The organism is Clostridium sp. YIM B02555 (assembly GCF_022320955.1).
GTDB classification, from domain to species: Bacteria; Bacillota; Clostridia; order Clostridiales; family Clostridiaceae; genus Clostridium; species Clostridium saccharoperbutylacetonicum.
Map to the genome: position 1 here is coordinate 46,129 of NZ_JAKJJY010000009.1, position 20,336 is coordinate 66,464.

At 29.0% G+C, this 20,336-nt stretch carries 13 protein-coding genes and 1 riboswitch; all 13 genes read left to right on the plus strand.

The window, feature by feature from the left end; all coding sequences use genetic code 11:
- The first annotated feature begins 28 nt into the window (after positions 1 to 28).
- The 13 genes from L3B98_RS14055 (at position 29) to L3B98_RS14115 (ending at position 20,054) form a co-directional block, all read left to right on the plus strand.
- Entirely contained in the window at positions 29 to 472 is a 444-nt protein-coding gene (locus L3B98_RS14055; RefSeq protein WP_238917286.1) for a methylglyoxal synthase, read from the plus strand.
- A 134-nt stretch (positions 473 to 606) separates the two neighbouring features.
- Positions 607 to 2,994: a helix-turn-helix domain-containing protein gene (locus tag L3B98_RS14060; protein WP_238917180.1), complete on the plus strand. Its 2,388-nt coding sequence runs from the start codon at positions 607 to 609 to the stop codon at positions 2,992 to 2,994.
- Positions 2,995 to 3,068: 74 nt separating this feature from the next.
- Positions 3,069 to 5,021, plus strand: coding sequence for a helix-turn-helix domain-containing protein (locus tag L3B98_RS14065; protein WP_238917181.1), 1,953 nt, complete (start codon positions 3,069 to 3,071; stop codon positions 5,019 to 5,021).
- A gap of 193 nt (positions 5,022 to 5,214) precedes the next feature.
- Complete coding sequence (gene bglX, locus L3B98_RS14070; RefSeq protein ID WP_238917182.1) at positions 5,215 to 7,455, plus strand: beta-glucosidase BglX; 2,241 nt, start codon at positions 5,215 to 5,217, stop codon at positions 7,453 to 7,455.
- A 37-nt stretch (positions 7,456 to 7,492) separates the two neighbouring features.
- Positions 7,493 to 8,284 carry an alpha/beta hydrolase family protein gene (locus tag L3B98_RS14075; RefSeq protein WP_238917183.1) on the plus strand — a complete coding sequence of 264 codons (792 nt, stop codon included), beginning with the start codon at positions 7,493 to 7,495 and terminating at the stop codon, positions 8,282 to 8,284.
- Between the two features lie 16 nt (positions 8,285 to 8,300).
- A complete protein-coding gene (locus L3B98_RS14080; RefSeq protein WP_238917184.1) occupies positions 8,301 to 9,404 on the plus strand; it encodes an alpha/beta hydrolase in 1,104 nt (367 codons plus the stop codon).
- 112 nt (positions 9,405 to 9,516) lie between these two features.
- A complete protein-coding gene (locus L3B98_RS14085; RefSeq protein ID WP_238917185.1) occupies positions 9,517 to 10,812 on the plus strand; it encodes an MFS transporter in 1,296 nt (431 codons plus the stop codon).
- 308 nt (positions 10,813 to 11,120) lie between these two features.
- A complete protein-coding gene (locus L3B98_RS14090; protein ID WP_238917186.1) occupies positions 11,121 to 13,001 on the plus strand; it encodes a beta-glucoside-specific PTS transporter subunit IIABC in 1,881 nt (626 codons plus the stop codon).
- A complete protein-coding gene (locus L3B98_RS14095; RefSeq protein WP_238917187.1) occupies positions 12,988 to 14,415 on the plus strand; it encodes a glycoside hydrolase family 1 protein in 1,428 nt (475 codons plus the stop codon). Before L3B98_RS14090 ends, L3B98_RS14095 begins: the two co-directional genes overlap by 14 nt.
- Before the next feature lie 334 nt (positions 14,416 to 14,749).
- Positions 14,750 to 16,498 (plus strand): hypothetical protein, encoded by a 1,749-nt coding sequence (locus L3B98_RS14100; RefSeq protein WP_238917188.1) that lies wholly within the window; start codon positions 14,750 to 14,752, stop codon positions 16,496 to 16,498.
- 735 nt (positions 16,499 to 17,233) lie between these two features.
- Positions 17,234 to 18,616, plus strand: coding sequence for a glycoside-pentoside-hexuronide (GPH):cation symporter (locus L3B98_RS14105; RefSeq protein WP_238917189.1), 1,383 nt, complete (start codon positions 17,234 to 17,236; stop codon positions 18,614 to 18,616).
- A 208-nt stretch (positions 18,617 to 18,824) separates the two neighbouring features.
- A riboswitch (THF riboswitch) is annotated at positions 18,825 to 18,926 on the plus strand.
- 138 nt (positions 18,927 to 19,064) lie between these two features.
- On the plus strand, positions 19,065 to 19,604 hold the full coding sequence (locus L3B98_RS14110) for a folate family ECF transporter S component (RefSeq protein WP_077365139.1): 540 nt from the start codon (positions 19,065 to 19,067) through the stop codon (positions 19,602 to 19,604).
- Positions 19,605 to 19,745: 141 nt separating this feature from the next.
- The gene (locus tag L3B98_RS14115; RefSeq protein ID WP_015394346.1) at positions 19,746 to 20,054 is read left to right on the plus strand and encodes a helix-turn-helix domain-containing protein; all 309 of its coding nucleotides are present in this window, start codon (positions 19,746 to 19,748) and stop codon (positions 20,052 to 20,054) included.
- The last annotated feature ends 282 nt before the right edge of the window (positions 20,055 to 20,336 follow it).

Here is a 20,336-nt window from a genome sequence, read left to right on the forward strand (position 1 = left end):
TGCTACAATAATTACTTAAAGGAGAGATATTGTGAATAACAAAATTAAAAAGCAAAAGAAAATAGCATTAATAGCACATGATAATAGAAAAACTGATTTAATAAGCTGGGTCAAAAAAAATAGTATTATTTTAGGAAAGCACTTTCTATGTGGAACAGGAACTACATCAAAGCTTATTTCAGAAGAAACATCATTACCTGTTAAATCATATAGAAGCGGACCTTTGGGTGGAGATCAACAAATAGGGGCAGCAATAGTTGATGGAGAAGTTGATTTTATGATTTTTTTCTGGGATCCATTAACATCTCAGCCTCATGATCCAGATGTAAAGGCTCTATTGAGAATAGCAGTTTTATTTGATATTCCTGTGGCAATGAATCAGTCATCAGCAGACTTCTTATTGAATTCGAGTTTTATGGATGAAGAGTATGAAAAAAATATAGTTGATTACACTAACGCTATAGTAAAGTAAGTCTTAAAATTAGAAGGAGTAGATCTATTAGAGAAATTTACTCCTTTTAAATGTTATGATATTGTAAAGGTGAAGGATAGATTTAAAGCAAAACTGTTTCTATATTATTAAAAAATAAGAAGGTGGTTTATACAATGTTTAATGAATCAATCATGAAAATAGATATATTTAAATCAATAGAAAAGGAAAAACATCTTCATAATTTTTTGGAATTATTATATGTCATAAAAGGGGAGGTATTTGTTAAAGTTGAGTCTAACGAATATATAATGAAAAAAGATGATCTATTATTAATAAATGAAAATAATAGATATAAATATAAAACTTTGGATGATGCTATTTTAATTTGTATAAATATTTCTTATATTGAATTATGTAAAGTTATAGAATATAGAGCAGTGAAATTTAACTGTAATTCTGTAATTGATCATGAGAATGATTTTACAAAATTAAGAAAAAACATAAATGATATATTAGACTGTATGTTGAAAAATGAAAAAAAGTTAACATTAATAAGTTTACAGTTTGAATTAATTGATAAATTAATAAATCAATTTTCTATTACTGATGATAATACAGCAAGTAGTAACAAAAATAAACATTCAGATAGATTGAATGAAATAACAAATTATATATATAAGAATTATAATAAACAAATTACTTTAAATGATTTGGCCAATAAAGAATTTTTATCAGTACCGTATTTATCTAAATTTATAAAGGAACAATTAGGAATCACTTTCACGGAATATTTAAATAGTATAAGGTTAAATTATGCCTTAGAGGATGTAATAAATACTGATTTACCATTAACACGAGTTGCACTTGAGAATGGATTTGCTACAACTTTTATATTTAATAAATGTTTTAAAGAAACTTTTAATATGACCCCAAGTGAATATAGAAAGAAATTTAAAAAGACTAATAAAATAAATGATAAAAATATTATAGAAGTAAAAGAAGAAATAGAATCCTATTTAGCTCAAATTGATGCTGAAAAAAATTTAAACAATGAATCAACAAATGAATTAAAACTTGAAATTAATAGTAATAGTAAGATAGTGATGAAAAAACATTACAACAAAATAATAAATATTGGATATGCAAGTGATATTTTGCAATCATTATTGCAAGAGCATATATTAATATTAAGAAATGAGATAAAATTTGAATATGCACGTTTTTGGGGTATTTTTAATGAAGATATGAATATTGAAAGTAAAAAAAATGATTATAATTTTTATAAAATTGATAAAATATTAGATTTTATAATGAGTACTGGAATGAAGCCATTTATAGATTTAATGCCTAAGGCAAAAAAGATCTCTAAGAATCCAGAAGAAGATCTAAGTCTTGAAATAGAAGTTATTAAATTTAGAAACTTGGAAGAATGGCAAAGATTAATACATAAATTTATTGTTCATTGTATTAACAAATATGGAAAAGAAGAAGTAGAAAAGTGGTATTTTGAAGTTTCTAGAAATGAAAATATAAGTATTGCTGGCACTGACAAAGATGAAAACGTAACATATTTTGAAATATTTAATGTTATTTATAATAAAATAAAAGAAATGCTACCTAATACAAAGGTAGGGGGGCCAGGAGGCAATTTCACTAAATCAAATGCTTTAGCTTTCTTTAGAGATTGGCAAAACTTTAAAGCCAAACCTGATTTTATATCAATTTTTATATATCCATATACAACGCTTATAAAAAGCGGTGCAACAGGAGTACAGACCTCTAGTGAGAAAAATTATTTTTTAAATAAATTAAAGAGCATAGAAAAAAATATTGGCAATTTAGGTTATTTGCCTGATGAAATAATTGTTAGTGAATGGAATTCAACTGTATCTAATAGAAATTATACTAACGACAGTTGTTCTAAAGCAGCATATATAATAAAGAATGTATTGGATAGCATAGGTAAAGTTGATAAATTAGGTTATTGGATGGCGTCAGACATATCTGGTGAATACTTGGATACAGATTTACTATTGCAAGGTGGAAGTGGTCTAATAAGTAGAAATGGTATAAAAAAACCTTCATTTTATGCATTTTATTTTTTAGAAAAGCTTAGTGAAAATATAGTGCAAAAAGGTGATAATTATATTATTACAAGTAATGGAAATAATTCTTTTACTATGATATGTCATAATTACAAGCATTTTAATAATTCTTATTTATTGAATTCGGAAGAAAATATTATTTTAAGTGAGTTAGAAAATTTTTATGAAGATGAAAATGAACAATTGGTAACATTCAGTATTTCTAATATTCAAAATGGAAAGTATAGAGTTAAGAGTTATATATTAAATGAAGAATATGGAAGTGTGCTTAATGAATGGATGAAATTAGATACAGATAATCATTTAAAAACAGATGAAATAGATTATTTAAAAGGAATTAGCATACCAAAGCTTAAGCTTGAATATGTAGAGGTTTCTAAAGAAATCTTAAATTATAGTTTGAAGTTATTACCACATGAAGTACGTGTAATAACTTTAGAGATTGATTATAATTAGGTTGGAGTACTTCTTTCAATATTTAAAATATCGGCCAGGTATAAGTAGTACATGGGAAAAGGTGATGATATATTGTGGATAAAGATGAGATACCTAAAAACAAATATGTTGAAAGAATAGATAAAATAAAAGAGTATATTAATGGAAATTATAGAAAACCAATAACTTTAAACGATTTTGCAGATAAGGAGTTATTATCAATACCTTATTTATCTAAATTTATAAAAAAGTATTTAGAAATGACATTTACTGAATACTTAAATAGTGTAAGATTAAATTATGCATTAGAAGAATTAATTAATACAGATAAACCAATAACAAGGATAGCACTAGAAAATGGTTTTTCAACAACCTTTTTATTCAACAAATATTTTAAAGATGTATATAAAATTACACCTAATGAATATAGGAAACAATTTAAACGTGAGAACAAAATAGAAGATAAAATTAATAATGAAATTATAAAAGATACTGATATATCTTCAAATGAAAATGATAGTAATAAATTAGAAATTGTCTCATCGAAAGAAGAAGTTAAGGTAACAATAGATATTAATAAAGAAAAAAAATTTAAAAAGCATTATAATAAATTTTTAAATGTTGGATATGCTAATGATATTTTACAATCAATCCTACAAGAACATATTTTAATGATAAGAAATGAATTAAAATTTGAATATGCTCGATTCTTCGGGATTTTTAATGAAGATATGAAGGTAGAAAGTGGAGGGCAAAAGTATAATTTCTTTAAAATAGATAGGGTACTAGATTTTTTTGTTAATAATAAAATTAAACCTTTTATAGATTTAAGTCCAAAAGCAAAGAGTATTTCCAAAAATGTTTTAGAAATTATTAGTTTGGAAATCAATGCTGTAAAGTACAGAAGTATTGAGCAGTGGGAAAAGTTATTAAATAATTTTATTATTCATTGTGTTAGTAGATATGGAATAGAAGAAGTTGAAAAGTGGTATTTTGAAGTATCAACATATAAAATTATTGAACCAAATATTGAAGATGAAAATTACTATTTAAAGTATTTTAGGATTTTTGAGATTACTTATAAAACTATAAAGAAAATTACTCCTAATGCAAAAGTTGGAGGTCCAGGGGATCATTTTGGAAGATCAAATCCGGCTGAATTTTTTGAGCAATGGTTAAACTTAAATGCGGAGCCAGATTTTATTTCAATGTATATATATCCATATTCCACTATTATAAAAAATGGTAAAGAAGAAATATATCATTCTAATGATAAAGATTTTCTGATTAATAACCTTTATTGTATAAAAGAAACTATTAGAAATCTAGGATTTCCATGTAAAGAGATTATAATTAGTGAGTGGAGTTTAACTGTATCAAGTCGTAATTATATAAATGATAGTTGCTTTAAAGCAGCATATGTAATCAAGAATATAATTGATTGTGTTGATCAGGTTGACTCAGTATGTTATTTGATGGCATCAGATATATCAGAGGAATATTTAGATGTAAATTTATTATTACAAGGAGGAACTGGCCTTGTAAGTAAAAATGGTATGAAAAAGCCATCTTTTTATGCATTTTCTTTTTTAGAGAAACTTAGTGAAACTATGGTTCAAAAAGGTAAGAATTATATAATAACCAAAAATAGTGATAATATATTTACAATCATATGTCACAATTACAAACATTTTAATAATTCATATTTTCTAGATTACCAAGAAAATATTGAATTGGAAAAAATTATGACTATTTATGAAAATCAAAATGAACTCAATATTTCCTTTTTAATTAAAAATGTCCCAAATGGGAGATATAGATTGAAAAGTTATACGGTAAATGAGTTATATGGAAGTATATTAAATAAGTGGATGAAGTTAAATGCAGATAGTCGCTTAAGAAGTGATGAAATATCTTATTTAAAAGATGTTAGTATACCAGAATTAGATATAAAATATCTGGATGTTACTGAATCAAAACTTAGCTATGGTTTGGAGTTACAACCTCATGAAGTTAGATTATTAACTTTTGAGATTGATTATGATTAATTAAGAAGCTAAAAAGATTAAAATCAGTGTTAATGATTTTAATCTTTTTTGTTTGCAAAATTTTAAATTATACAAATACTTAAAATCAGTAATAAAATTAAATAAAAATATGAGATTTGAAAAAACGGTTACAGATATATACTTAGGAAGTAGTAAACGTTTCATGAGAATTTTAATAAAAGGAGAAATTTTAATGTTTAATAAGAATAAACAAGAAGAATTTATAAATAAAGATTATGAAAAAAAAATAGATGAACTCATCGGCAAAATGACGTTAGAAGAAAAAATTGGGCAGGTAATACAAATATCTCCATCGCTTTTTGGAGCATTTGGAATGACACCTGATGAAATCATTGAAAAGTTAGTCAATGGTGAAATGACTCCAGAACAATTTGAACAATTAGAGAGAAATTATCATGAAGATGAAATAAGACAAGGTTTGATTGGTTCAATGGGAGGAGTAACTGGTGCTGAAAAATCAAATGAATTACAGAAGATTGCAGTTGAAGAATCAAGACTTGGAATACCTGTAATATTTGGTTTAGATGTTGTTCATGGATATAGAACGGTATTTCCAATTCCATTAGCAGAAGCTTGTAGCTGGGAGCCAGAATTAATGAAAGAAACAGCTAGAATAGCAGCAAAAGAGGCATCAGCAGCAGGTGTTCACTGGACTTTTGCACCAATGGTGGATATATCAAGAGATCCAAGATGGGGAAGAGTAGCTGAAGGAGCAGGAGAAGATCCGTATCTTGGAAGTGTTATAGCAGCAGCAAGAGTTGAGGGCTTCCAGGGAGGAGATTTATCAAGTGCTGAAAGTATTTTAGCATGTGCAAAACATTTTGCAGCTTATGGTGCACCAGAAGGTGGAAGGGATTATAACACAGTAGATATGTCACTTCAAAATTTACATGATGTTTATTTGTCTCCATTTAAAGCAGCAGCTGAAGCTGGGGCAGCAACTTTTATGAGTGCCTTTAATGATATAAATGGAGTTCCTTGTACAACCAATAAATATCTACTTACAGATGTTTTAAGAGAAAAGTTTGGATTTAATGGATTTGTTGTTAGTGATGCCAATTCTGTTGCTGAATGTGCAACTCATGGACATGCAGCTGATAGAAAAGAAGCTAGTAGAAAAGCAATTGAAGCTGGACTTGATATGGATATGAGTCATGGAACATTTAGAGAAGATTTACCAGAGCAATTCAAAGACAGAAAAATATCAGAAGAAGTGTTAAATGAAGCTGTTAGAAGAGTGTTAAGAGTAAAATTTGTTATGGGTCTTTTTGATAATCCATATAGAACAGATAAAGAAAAAGAAGAAAAAACAATTCTTTGTGCAGAACATATAAAAGTTGCAAGAGATATGGCATGTCGTTCAATTGTTCTTTTAAAGAATGATAGTAACATGCTGCCTCTAAAGAAAAACTTAAAGAAAATTGCAGTTGTTGGACCGCTTGCAGACAGTGCAGAAGAAATGTTAGGAACATGGGCAATAGTAGGAAGAGCTGAAGATGCGGTGCCAGTGGTTACTGGGATCAAAGCTGCAGTAAGCAGTGGAACAGAAGTTGTATATTCTAAAGGCTGTGATTTGGATGGAGATAAAGAATATTTTGCAGATGCAATAGAGGCAGCAAGCGGAAGTGATGTAATTATAGCTGTTGTTGGTGAAAGCTGTAGTATGAGTGGAGAAGCCGCTAGTAGAATAGATTTGACTTTACCTGGAAGACAAGAAGAATTATTAAGAGAATTAAGTAAGACTGGAAAGCCAATGATTGTAATCTTAATTAATGGTAGACCTTTATCATTACCTTGGGTATCAGAAAATGCAACCTCTATTTTAGAAGCATGGCAACTTGGAATACAAAGTGGAAATGCTATAGCAGATGTGTTATTTGGTGATTACAATCCAAGTGGAAAATTAGTTGCTACCTTCCCTAATTCAGTTGGGCAAGTACCTGTTTATTATAATCACACAATGACTGGAAGACCAGCAGGACAAATTAAATTTACTTCAAAATATATAGATGGGCCACATGAACCATTATATCCTTTTGGATTTGGATTGAGCTATACAACTTTCAATTATGAAAACTTAGTTTTATCCTCTAGTGAAGTTTCAAAAGATGATAAATTAGTTGTTAGTGTTGATGTGACTAATACTGGAAGTGTACTAGGAGAAGAAATAGTTCAGCTTTATGTTTCAGATGTTGTTGGTAGCAGAGTAAGACCAGTTAAGGAATTAAAAGGATTCAATAAAGTAATGCTTAAACCAGGTCAATGTGAAACTGTAAACATAGATATCGATGTTAATGAGCTTGGATTCCATGATAATAATATGAACTATGTTGTTGAGCCAGGTTTGTTTAAAATTTGCGTAGGACCAAATTCAAAAGAAGGTCTTGAGGGCGAATTTACAGTTATAGAATAGATAAAACAACTAATCAGTTAGGAGATAGGAGATAATTATGGCTATAATAGATGTTAATTTTTTTTCAAATGCACTTGCAAGGCAGATTTCATATAAAGCAATAATACCTGTAGATGGAGCTGTATTTCCAGGTAGACCTGCAAAGGAAGTTAAACCCTTTAAAACCTTGTATTTATTACATGGAATCTTTGGAGATTTTACAGACTGGCTTGTAAAGAGCAGAATTGCTTTATATGCTGAAGAACATAATATAGCAGTTATAATGCCTTCTGGTGAAAATGGATTTTATGTAGATCATGAAGCATTAAGAAGTTATTATGGAGAGTATATTGGTAAAGAACTAGTAGAAGAAACTAGAAAACTATTTAACTTATCTCATAAGAGACAAGATACTTTCATTGCAGGTCTTTCTATGGGAGGGTATGGTGCCCTTAGAAATGGGTTAAAATATTATACCAATTTTAGTGCAATAGCAGCTTTATCATCTGCACTTATAATAGATGATGCAGTAACTTCAACAGAGGAGCATCCTTTTGAATTTGGAAGGAAAAGTTATTATGAAGCTGTATTCGGTAAAGTAGAAAATATAAAAGGTAGTGATAAGGACCTTGAAGCTCTAGTTAAGAAGATTAATATTGAGAATGGAGATATGCCAAGATTATATCTAGTTTGTGGTACAGAAGATTCCTTATTACCAAATAATCATAAATTTAGAGATTTTCTAACATCTGAAAAAGTTGCTCATACTTATGAAGAAGGTCCAGGTGTTCATGATTGGAAGTTCTGGGATGAATATATAGAGAAAGCTATTAAGTGGTTATTAAACTAGTTATAGTGAGGTGTATATGGAAAATTATAATAAAGCTGAACAAGACAAATTAGTATCTCTTTTAGAAAAGAAAGCTGAATTAAGAAATGTTCATGGCTTGGATATGTTGATAAAACATATCCCTGACCTTGACATAGAAGGCGGATTTGACCCTAGAGTAAAGGCAGAAATTGAAGAAATGGCAAAAGAAATGGAGGATCAATCCATAGAGGTTAAAAGGCTATTTGAAAATATGCCTATAGAAATAATGAGACAAGGTATGGGATATACAAATCTTGATATATCAAATGGGATTGGTATAAGCGATAAGGTTGTAGAAGGAAGAAATGGCACCATCAATGTAAAGGTTTATACAACTAATAAATCAGATAAAATGCCTGCAATAGTATTTATACATGGTGGAGCTTTTTGTGGGGGAAGTACAAAGACTGTAGAAAATCCTTGTAAATATTTAGCGGAAAAGATACAGGGAGTTGTAGTTTCAGTTGATTATAGGTTATGCCCAGAACATAAGTTTCCACAAGGATTTCATGATTGCTTAGATACGGTGAAATGGCTTTATGAAAATTCTGAGGAATTAAATGTTGATAATGAAAAGATTGGTATTTCAGGTGATAGTGCTGGAGGTAATCTTTCAACAGTATGTGCCTTAATGGACAGAGATTTAGGAACTAAAATGATAAAATTCCAAGCATTGCTTTATCCAGGAGTGTTCTTAACAGAAAATGAAGTTGAAGATTACAAATTTGATTTAAATCTATATAACATAAAGTATGATTATGAATTGGTGAAAAATGCAATAATGATGATAACAAATTTCCCGCCAATTTCAGCAGTTTATGTAGATGAAGTGAAAGAAACTGAAAATAAATATGTATCTCCGCTTTTGGCTGAAAATTTGAGAGATATGCCAAAAACTCTTATAGTAACTGCAGAATATGATTATTTAACACTAGAGGCTGAAGCCTATGCAAGAAAGCTAATAAGAGATGGAGTGGAAACAAAAGTAATTAGATATAATGGTGTTGATCACGCCTTTATTGATAAGTTCGGGGTATATCCTCAAGCTCAAGACTGCATGGATGAGATAGCTAAAGCATTCGAAGCTGCAATATCATAACACTGGTTAATTAATAATTTTATTATGAAAGGGGTGAAGTGGATTAAAAAATAAATTGAAAACGTTTTTGGCGCTAAACATTAAAAAAATTAATACAAAGGGGATAATAAATATGGAAAATTGTACACAACAAAAAACGCCTTTTATAAGATTGATTATAGTAGCATCAATAATTTTATTTACATCTCTACCAGCTATTATTTTAGTAAACGCAGGACTTATTCAATTTACTATAATTAAATTAGTCGGACCTCAAAATGTTACAGCGATTTATGGTTTGGCAGCTGGTATTAGTGGAGTAGCAATAGTAGTATTGAATCCAATTGGTGGATTTTTGGCAGATAAAACTCGTTTTAAATTTGGAAGAAGAAAAACTTGGATAGTTGGTGGAAGTATATTTGGCGGATTATCAATGATTATGCTTGCTTATGCTCCTTCAGTACCGATTTTGATTTTAGCATATATTTTAATACAATTTTTTTATGGAATGGTATTTTTATCATGCTATGCAATGGTGCCAGAACAAGTTGATCCAAGTAGATTTGGAAAAATATCAGGAATTTTTGGTGCAGCAGGACCTTTGGGAATTATGGTTGGTTTTATGTTAGTAGGGGCATATGCAGAAGTGCCTGTTGAGAAAAAGCTTATGGTAATAGCAGCAGTACAACTTATAGTTTCACTTGTTTCAGTATTATTTCTTAAAGATAGCTGTTATCAAGGTAACAACTTAGACAAACAAAACAAGAATTTTGTTAAAGGTTTAAAGAATTTCTATCCAAGTGTAAAGAAATATCCAAACTTTACATGGGCATTACTTACTAAATTATTAATGGCGATGGCAAATTCAAGTTTAAATATTTTAACACTTTACTATATAGCAAGATTTCAACTAGGGGAAGTTGAAATTATGAAGCTTAATGCAACTACTTCATCAGCAATATTATTAATGGTGGGATCTGGAATATTGGGTGGATTCTTATCAGATAAATTAAAGAAACAAAAAATATTTGTAATAGGATCAGCATTATTATCTGGTTCATGCTTAATAGGTTTTGGAATTACACAGAGTATACCATTTGTAATAGCTGCTTATTTTATGTTTAATTTTGTATATGGAATTTTTGGAGCAGTTGATAATGCACTTGTAAATAGAGTTCTTCCTTCAAAAGAAGATGCTGGTAAAGATATAGCTATTATAAATACAACAACACAATTAGGTTCAGCAATTGTTAGTTTTGCAACACCAGTAGTTTTATCAATAGGGATTTCTCTAATGGGTGGAGATGGATATGCTGTTTACTTCTTTATTCTTGCAGCAACTACAGTTTTAGCAGCTTTAACAGTATTACCAATTCCTGAAATGGGAAAAACTGTTTGTGAAAATGATGAAGAAATTGTAACTGAATAAAATTTCTTTAAAAGATATACATATTTAGATGAAAATATGTGTTTTAATAAAATTTAGAGTTAGCAAGTAATTTTAAAATATGAAATTACTTGCTATTTATTCTTTATATTAAAATTAACAGTATTAATTTTAATATCTTTATATATTTTTTAATCTAACAGTTATATAGTTAGTTAAAATAAATAAATAATTTGGATAAAAGCATGAGATTTACTAAAACGCTTACAATTATATAATATAACCATGATAGAGAAAAAAGTAGCTAGCGAAATAAAAATATCAATAAAAAGAAACGGAGGAACAAACAAATGAATTATAAAAATGTAGCAACTGAAGTTTTAGCTAAAGTTGGTGGAAAAGCTAATGTTAAGGATGTAACACATTGTGTAACTAGATTAAGATTTTCCTTAGTAGATGCTAAAAATGTAGATGAAGAAGGACTAAAAAAAATTGATGGTGTTATGGGATCAATAAATAAAGGTGGTCAGTTTCAAGTTGTTATTGGAAGTGAAGTAGGTAATGTTTACAATGAAATGATAAAATTAGGTGATTTATCAAAAGCTTCTATAAATAAAGAAAATAGTGAAAAGCAAAGCATAGGCAATAGAATAATAGATATAATAACAGGATCTTTTGCACCACTTATTCCTGCAATTGCTGGGGCTGGTATGTTAAAGGTATTATTAACTTTAGTTACAACTTTTAATCTTATGCCACAGGATAGCTCAACCTTCAAGTTACTTACAGTAATGGCAGATGCAGTGTTTTACTTTTTACCATTCTTTGTAGCATATACATCAGCAGTAAAAATGAAAACAAATCCATTTTTTGCAATGATAATAGCTGGAGTATTGGTACATCCAAATTTTATTGGATTATCGAAGGATGGAATTCAGTATGTTGACTTTTTTGGAATTCCTGTTAGATTAGCAGTATATTCAAATGGTGTAGTTCCAGTATTGTTAGGTGTTTGGTTTATGTCTTATGTTGATAAATTTGCTGAAAAGGTTTCGCCAAATCTAATAAAAATATTCTTTAAACCATTAATAGTTATTGTAATAACAATGCCAGTTGTTTTAATAGTTCTAGGACCTTTAGGGACTTATATAGGAGATTATTTTATTGAAGCAGTTCAATTTATATATGCTAAAGCAGGTTGGCTAGGTGTTGGTATTTCCGCCGCAACATATCCACTTCTTGTACTTACTGGTATGCATAATGGAATGATAGGGGTAATAATAATGATGTTTGCCACATTACATTTTGACCCTATATTAGTACCATCAGCATTAGCTGCTAATATAGCTCAAGCAGGAGCAGCATTTGCAGTAGGTGTTAAAACAAAAAATAGAAATGTAAGAGGTGTTGCTTTCTCAGGTACTATTTCAGCATTAGTTGGAATAACTGAACCAGCAATGTATGGTATACATTTGAAATTTAATAAGCCATTTTACGCAGTACTACTTGGTGGTGGTATAGCTGGATGTTTATGTGGTATCTTAGGAGTAAAAGCATATGCCTTTGTTAATCCAGCATTAATATCTTTACCAATATTTATAGGACAAGAACCATATTCCTTCGTATATACATTATTAGTTGTAATCGCATCATTTGTAATTCCTTTCATCTTAACTCTTATGTTTGGCTTTAAAGATGAAGTAGAGGAAGATAATTCTACAGAGGAACAAGTTGCGGTTGTAGCTAGTAAAGAACCACAAAATATTGTTAGTCCTCTTAATGGTGTAGTTAAGGATTTATTTCAAGTAAATGATGAAGTATTTTCACAAGAGTTAGCAGGAAAAGGCGTAGCCATAGTACCATCAAGCAATGAAGTTGTTTCACCTGTAAATGGTAAGGTTTCGATGGTATTTCCTACAAAGCATGCCATAGGTGTGACATCTGAAAAGGGTGCAGAATTATTAATTCATGTAGGTATTGATACAGTTAAACTTGAAGGTAAGTTCTTCGAAGTTTTAGTTAAAGTTGGCGATGAAATAAAAATAGGGGATGTATTAGTTAAATTTGATAAAGAAGCTATTGAAAAAGAAGGCTATGATTTAACAACAATGTTTGTTGTAAGTAATACGGCAGATTATAAAGATGTTCTACCAACTAAAACTGGTACGGTTACAGCCGGTGAAGAAATCATAAAAACTGTTTCTAGGAGGAAGAAGAATGTCATATGTTAAAAAGTTTCCTAAGGGCTTTTTTTGGGGAGCTGCAAGCTCTGCTAACCAATTTGAAGGTGGATGGAATGAAGGTGGAAAAGGAGTTAATACTGCTGATATTATTACAAATCAAAAAGATGGCCTTTTAAGATTAACAACTCCACAAATTGATACAGATAAATACTATTATCCTAGCCATGAAGCAAGTGACTTTTATCATAATTATAAAGAAGATATAAAATTATTTTCAGAAATGGGACTTAACAGTTTTAGAATGTCCATTGCATGGTCTAGAATATTTCCTAATGGGGATGATGAAAGTCCAAATGAAGAAGGCTTAAAATTTTATGACAATGTGTTTATTGAACTGAAGAAATATGATATTGAACCTATAGTAACAATATCTCATTATGAAGCCCCACTTAATTTAGCTATTAAATATGGAGGTTGGAGAAATAGAGAATTAATTAATTTATATGTTAAATATTGTGATACTATTTTTAGAAGATATAAAAATAAAGTAAAACATTGGTTAACTTTTAATGAAATAAATTGCTTAACAGTTTCTTTTGGTGCAATAACTGCTGGAGCTATGGTTATAAGTGATGAAGAAAATACAGAAGAGGTTAGATTTCAAGCTTTACATCATCAATTTATTGCAAGTGCTTTAGCCGTTAAACTTGGACATGAAATAAATCCAGATTTCAAAATAGGGTGTATGATTGCTTATATGTGCGGATATCCAAGTACTTGCAATCCAATGGACATATTAAAAGCTCAACAGTATGATCAAATGAAAAATATGTTATGTGGGGATGTACAAGTTAGAGGATATTATCCAGGCTTTGTAAAGCGTTATTTTGAAGAAAATAATATCAATATAATTATTGAAGAAAATGATGCTGAAATATTGAAAAATGGAACTGTTGATTTTTATTCTTTAAGTTACTATATGACTAATTGTGTTGGTACTGATCAAAGCAAGGATAAGGCTTCTGGTAATCTAATTGTTGGATTTAAAAATCCATATTTAAAGGCAAGTGAATGGGGATGGCAGATAGACCCAGAAGGTTTAAGGTGGGTTTTAAACAATGTTTATGATAGATATCAAATACCAATTATGATTGTAGAAAATGGATTAGGGGCAGATGATATTGTTAATGAAAATAACCAAGTAAGTGATGACTATAGAATTGAATATTTAAGAAGACATATTGAACAAATGCAAGAAGCAATTAAAGATGGAGTAAATTTAATTGGGTATACTCCTTGGAGCTGCATGGATTTAATAAGTTTATCTGGTGGAGAAATGAAAAAGAGATATGGTTTCATTTATGTAGACAAGGATAATGATGGGAACGGAACTTTGAAACGTATTAAGAAAAAATCATTTTATTGGTATAAACGAATTATTGAACAAAATGGGATAATATAGAACAGCTAAGAATTAGAGCAGATGCATTATGTGATCTACTCTAATTTTTTTTAGCTGAGTAAATAAATACTAAATCAGTAGTACTGATTTTAATATTTATATATTGTTAATAAAAATCATAGGAATAGAAATTAAAATAAATAGTTGATTTGAATAAAAAACTATATATTTTAAAAACGATTACAAATGTAAAATTGATATATAAATACCATGGTTATAAAGTATCGATCGAGGAAAACATTGTAAGTATAATAATTTCAAAAGTACTAAAGAAATGGAGAAATGTACTAAAAATCTAAAAAGATAAATTATAATAAAAGGGGAAATAAAAATTATGTTAAAAAGATTTACTAAAATTTCAGCATTACTTATGGCTACTACATCTGTTATAACGTTGGTGCCAGCTTTAGCAGCTGACGTGCAAAAAGCTGATACAGTAGAAGAAGGAACTATCTATAGTGCTTCTTGTAAAGGACCAGGAACATACGTTGTAGATGGAGAAATGAATGGTGAAGATGAAGCAATTTATTATGTAAAAGATGGTAAGTTTACTAAACTAGAAGATGCTCAAACAGGTGATAAAATAGGGGATATAGTTAAGGATAAGTATTTAGAATTAAATGATGGAGATTATTATGTAGATATCACAACAGGAAAAAAAATTGGTGAAGATATTATAGGCAATTTAAATGATGATACTGCTTTAGCTTTAAAAAAACAAATTAAAAAAGACAATTCAGGATGGCTTTCAAAAGACAATTACGAGAATGGATCAATGGTTAACCCTGATCAGATTCATGGAAATAAAAAATTAGATATAAATAAGTGGAGACAATTTGAATATAAGTTAGACGATGTAATTAATATTAATGGTGTTCCTAGTGGAAATTACAGGAAAGAGAAAGAAACAATTTATTATAATGAGGATGGAACTTATATTGATGCTGATTATAATTTGGGGAGACTAGGTGTGAATTCAACTACTTATGGTGCTGTTACTATTGAAAATACAAAAGATACTTATGAATCGACAGTTAGTGGAACAACTTATGAAATAAAGGCACAAATTAATAATAAAGAATTCATAGATGATGGTGGCGACTATTTAATAAGAACTGCAAAGCTTTCAATATTTGCGAGAGTGAAAAATTCAGGTAATGAATATAAAAATGTTACAGAAGATGTGGAATTTGGATCAAAAAATAATAATCATAAACAAACACTAATTGATAATAGTGGAAAGATTGATGCAAGTGTAACTGTAATGCAAACTCTTTCTAAAGTTCAAAGTTTTGATACTGTAGATGGAATTAAACATCCTAAAACTGTAAATACTTACTTTTTTACAAGTGATGATGGTACTCCAGCACATATATTTGGATTAGGTGATGTATCAGAGTTAGGTTTATCAAATCCTAGGGGGCCTGCATTAATAACAGGTAGTCCTACTGGTCTTGCAAGTCATTATTTTGATATGGTTGATAATAAGTACTATGCACAAAATATTAAATTCAAATCAAAAAATGGTTATTATTATACAGATATAGGAGATCATGATGATACAGATGCTGATGCATGGGGCATAGGTGGAGGAAACCTTTTCTGCATAGGTAATGGATATATAAAAGAATGGATTAATAAGGATAGTAAGTTCGAAAAAATATATAAAGTAGATGGAGGATTAAATAATTTTTCAGCGGCTTTTGGTGGTAGCTTAGTTGCGTGGAATCAAGATGATAAAATTTATTCAGTTATTACTCCTAAAGGTTCAAATGAAGAAAAAGCAGTTACTACAGAGAATAAAGCCGATGCAGGAAAATCTGAAACAGTAACAGCAGCTAAAATAGGTTGGATAAAGGCTTCTGATGGAGCTTGGACATATGCTAAAGCTGATGGAACTAAAGCTATTGGTTGGTTGCAAGATGGGGTTAATTGGTTCTACTTAAATTCATCAGGAATAATGCAAACAGGCTGGATTAATGATAATGGAACTTGGTATTATTGTAATGAACTAGGAGCTATGTTATATAATGCAACAGTAGATGGATATGTATTAGGATCAAATGGAGCATGGATTAAGTAGATAAATAATAGAGTAGGGAAATGATTTAGCTAGTTTGCTTTACTTGAATAACACGAATACAGAAAACTCAATTTTTATTAGCACCGATTATTTCGGTGCTTTTAGTGTTGTAGAAATATTAAAATTATTAATTGAATTTTTAACCTTTTATTTTAGGTACTATAAAGAGTATGTATAAAGATAATAATATGAATATAAATGAATAAGTAAAGGAAGGCGTTTACATGAATAGATACTTATAATGATAGTGTGAATGAAATAATAACTAAAATAAAAATAGAAATTAAAAAGTGAGAAGAAAAGTATAAATAAATATATTAATAATTATAATCTTAATTTATTTATTGGGATTCTGTTCCATTGCGTGAAAATGTTTACTTAATATTGCTAGGATAGGATTTTTATAAAATCAATATAACAAAGGAGGTGAAAAATATATAAATATCAAACAGAAGGTTATTTTAAGTACACTGACATTCTAAATTTAATAATAAGCTCCTACAATGATATTAAATGAAGAACATCAGCATTCAGTTAATACTATTAACACTATTATTATATCCTTCTAATTAATATTTTAAAAGAAAAAAATATGCACTTATAAAAAGAGCAGCTATGCTGCATATGAGATCATATTATAAAAAAAGCAGCTATGCTGCAATACGGAACTATTTGTATGTAAGAATATTTGAAAATTTCATGTTCCTTAATAAAAATTGAAGGGAGAAAAAATATATGGTAAATGAAGTTTTAACAATTAAAACAACACAAAACGAAAACAAATTGAAAATCTCAGAAAAAATAAGTTATGGTTTTGGAGATTTGGCATCAAATGTAATGTGGGGGCTAGTTGGAAGTTTTCTTCTATATTTTTATACAGATGTAGCATTAATACCAGCTGCAGCTACTGCAACCTTGTTTCTTGTTGCAAGAGTTTTAGATGCATTTATTGATCCTATAATAGGAAATTTTGTTGATAGAACTAATTCAAAATATGGAAGGACTCGTCCGTTTATTTTTTTTGGAATAATACCATTTTGTATAATGTTTGTATTAACTTTTACAGCTTTTGATTTATCTGATACTGGGAAACTTATTTATGCATATGTTACTTATATTGTTGTTGGTATTTTGTATTCTGTTGTAAACGTTCCTTATGGTGCTTTAATGCCATTAATGACAAGAAACACTGAGGAAAAAGCACAATTAGCAAGTTTTCGTATGATTGGAATGGCAGTTGGAAATGTGTTTGTATCAGCCTGCAGTATGGCACTTGTGAATATTTTAGGAAAAGGAAATCAAAGAACAGGATTTTTATTAACTTCTATGATTTTTGCAGTAGCTGGATTAGTTTGCTTTATGATTGTTTGTTTAAATTGTAAAGAACGTTATTTAGAAAAACATATAGAAGGTCAAGCTAAAGAGAAAACTAAAGCAAGTGAAACATATAAAAATGCTTTGAAAAATACACCTTGGGTAGTAAGTATAGTTTTTGCATTCTTTATGTTTGTAAGAATTGGTGCAGTTGTAGCTATAACAATTTATTTCTGCATGTATGTTTTGAAAAATCCAGGATTAATTCCAGTTTTACTACCTTTATTATATGTATCAGCTTTTATTACAGCACCTCTTACACCAATTTTCATTAAGAAATTTGGTCATAGAAAAGCTAATATTATTGGTTTAGTTATTTATATTGCTGCCTTTTGCATAATGCCTTTATTTGTAGGAAACATACCTGTATTTATTGGAATTTATTTTATAGGAAATGTTTTTGGAGGACTTGGTACAGGTTCTATTTTTGGAATGATAGCAGATTCAGTAGATTATAATGAATGGAAATATGGAAGACGTACTGAAGGAACACTTTATGCTGGATATAGCTTTGCAACTAAAGTTGGTATGGCTGTTGGTGGAGCAGCAGTTGGATATGTATTAGCATTTACTGGTTATAATGCAGCTAATGTTACTGAAAGTGCAGCAAGTGGAATTAATGTTCTTTATTATTTAGTTCCAATAGTCTGTAGCATAATACAAATAGTAGCTTTACTATTCTACAAATTAGATGGACTCCATCCTCGAATTATTGAAGAATTAGCTGCTAAAAATAAAAACTAATTTAGTAGTATAAATAAATGATAAAATTATATATGAATTAATAGAAATACTCTACAATTAGATTGAAAATTTCACATATTGTATTTATAAAAGCTCCTCACTCAAGATTAAATTTCTAGTGCGGAGCTTTTATATTGTTGAAAAATATGTCATAAGTATTGACAAGTATATACTTATATATTAAGGTGAGTTTATAATAAAATTATTTTACAGAGTAGATATTTGTGCGTTAAGTGTCAGGAGGACGGGAAGTTGTCTCTTGAACGAAAAATTTTTGGGATTTGCGGTACAAATATTGCATTCCGCTGTTATTTAAAAGAGAACCTCTCTTTTATTTCAGCAAGTAATTATAAAGCAACTTGCTTAAGTGAATTTTCACTTAAGTATAGCTGAAATAAATAATTAAGTCTTATTTTAGAATAAGGACTTTTGAAGGGGGGATTTTTTTATGAAAAATTATTATGAACTTTTTTTAGGTTCAACAAGGGAATTAAGAAATGTAAAAAATTTAGTTATTGTAGCACTATTAATGGGAGCTAGTTTTATAGTTAATTTTTTTACAATACAAATTACACCAGTTTTGCGATTGAGTTTGGGGTTTGCTGTGTCTTCACTAATTGGTATGCTGTTTGGACCAGCAGTTGGGGGCTTGTGTGGAGGCTTAAGTGATATTATTAATTACATAATTAAACCTACAGGACCATTTTTCCCTGGATTCACCATATCAGGGATATTAGTTGGAATATTATATGGTATTGCATTATACAATAAAAAAATAACAATTAAGAGATGTGCAATAATTACAATAATTATAACAGTGCTAATAGATATATTTCTTAATACATATTGGTTAGTATTATTATATGGAAAAGGATTTGGTGCAGTGCTTCCATTAAGGGTTGTGACAAATATTATATTTATACCAATTAAGACAGCAATAATGTATTTTGTATTAAATTTAATCATTAGAATAAAGAAATATATATAAATTAATATATAGATAGTAGTAGGAGCTATTAATATTTTCCTAGCTACTATCTTTTAATGTTGCCTTTGTGGTAGTATAATAATATAATCTACTTACTTTTATTTAGTAGGTATAGTAGAATAATAACAGGTGGTGATATATATGGAAAAATATCATATGTGCCCAAGATTTGAAAATGCTTTTGAATTATTAGGAAAAAGATGGACTGGTTTAATTATAAGAACCTTGTTAAATGGACAAAATAGATTTTCAGATATAACAGATGCAATACCTAATATGAGTGCACGTATGCTCACAGAAAGATTTAAGGAATTGGAGAAGGAAGGAATTATCGTTAGAAGAGTTTATCCAGAAACTCCAGTGCGTATAGAATATGAATTGACTGAAAAAGGTAAGGAATTGCAGTTAGTCATGGATGAAGTTCAAAAATGGGCAGAAAAGTGGCTATAATAGTAATTAGTGACAAGTGAAAAATGATAAATGATGAATTGATGAAGAAAATTTATTTAAGAATTTTCTCTTGAATTTGTTATTAATCATTTGGAGCTTGTCATTTTTTTATTATTAAGAAATGATAAATATAATTTGCTAACGAAATGATTAATAATTCTAAACTGATGTCAAACAATTGAACATTGATAACTGACAATTGTCCTTGTGAGTTGAAAATAATTATCATTTATTATAAAAATAAGGTTGACTTAGAAAGATAATTGTGTAATAATTAATTTA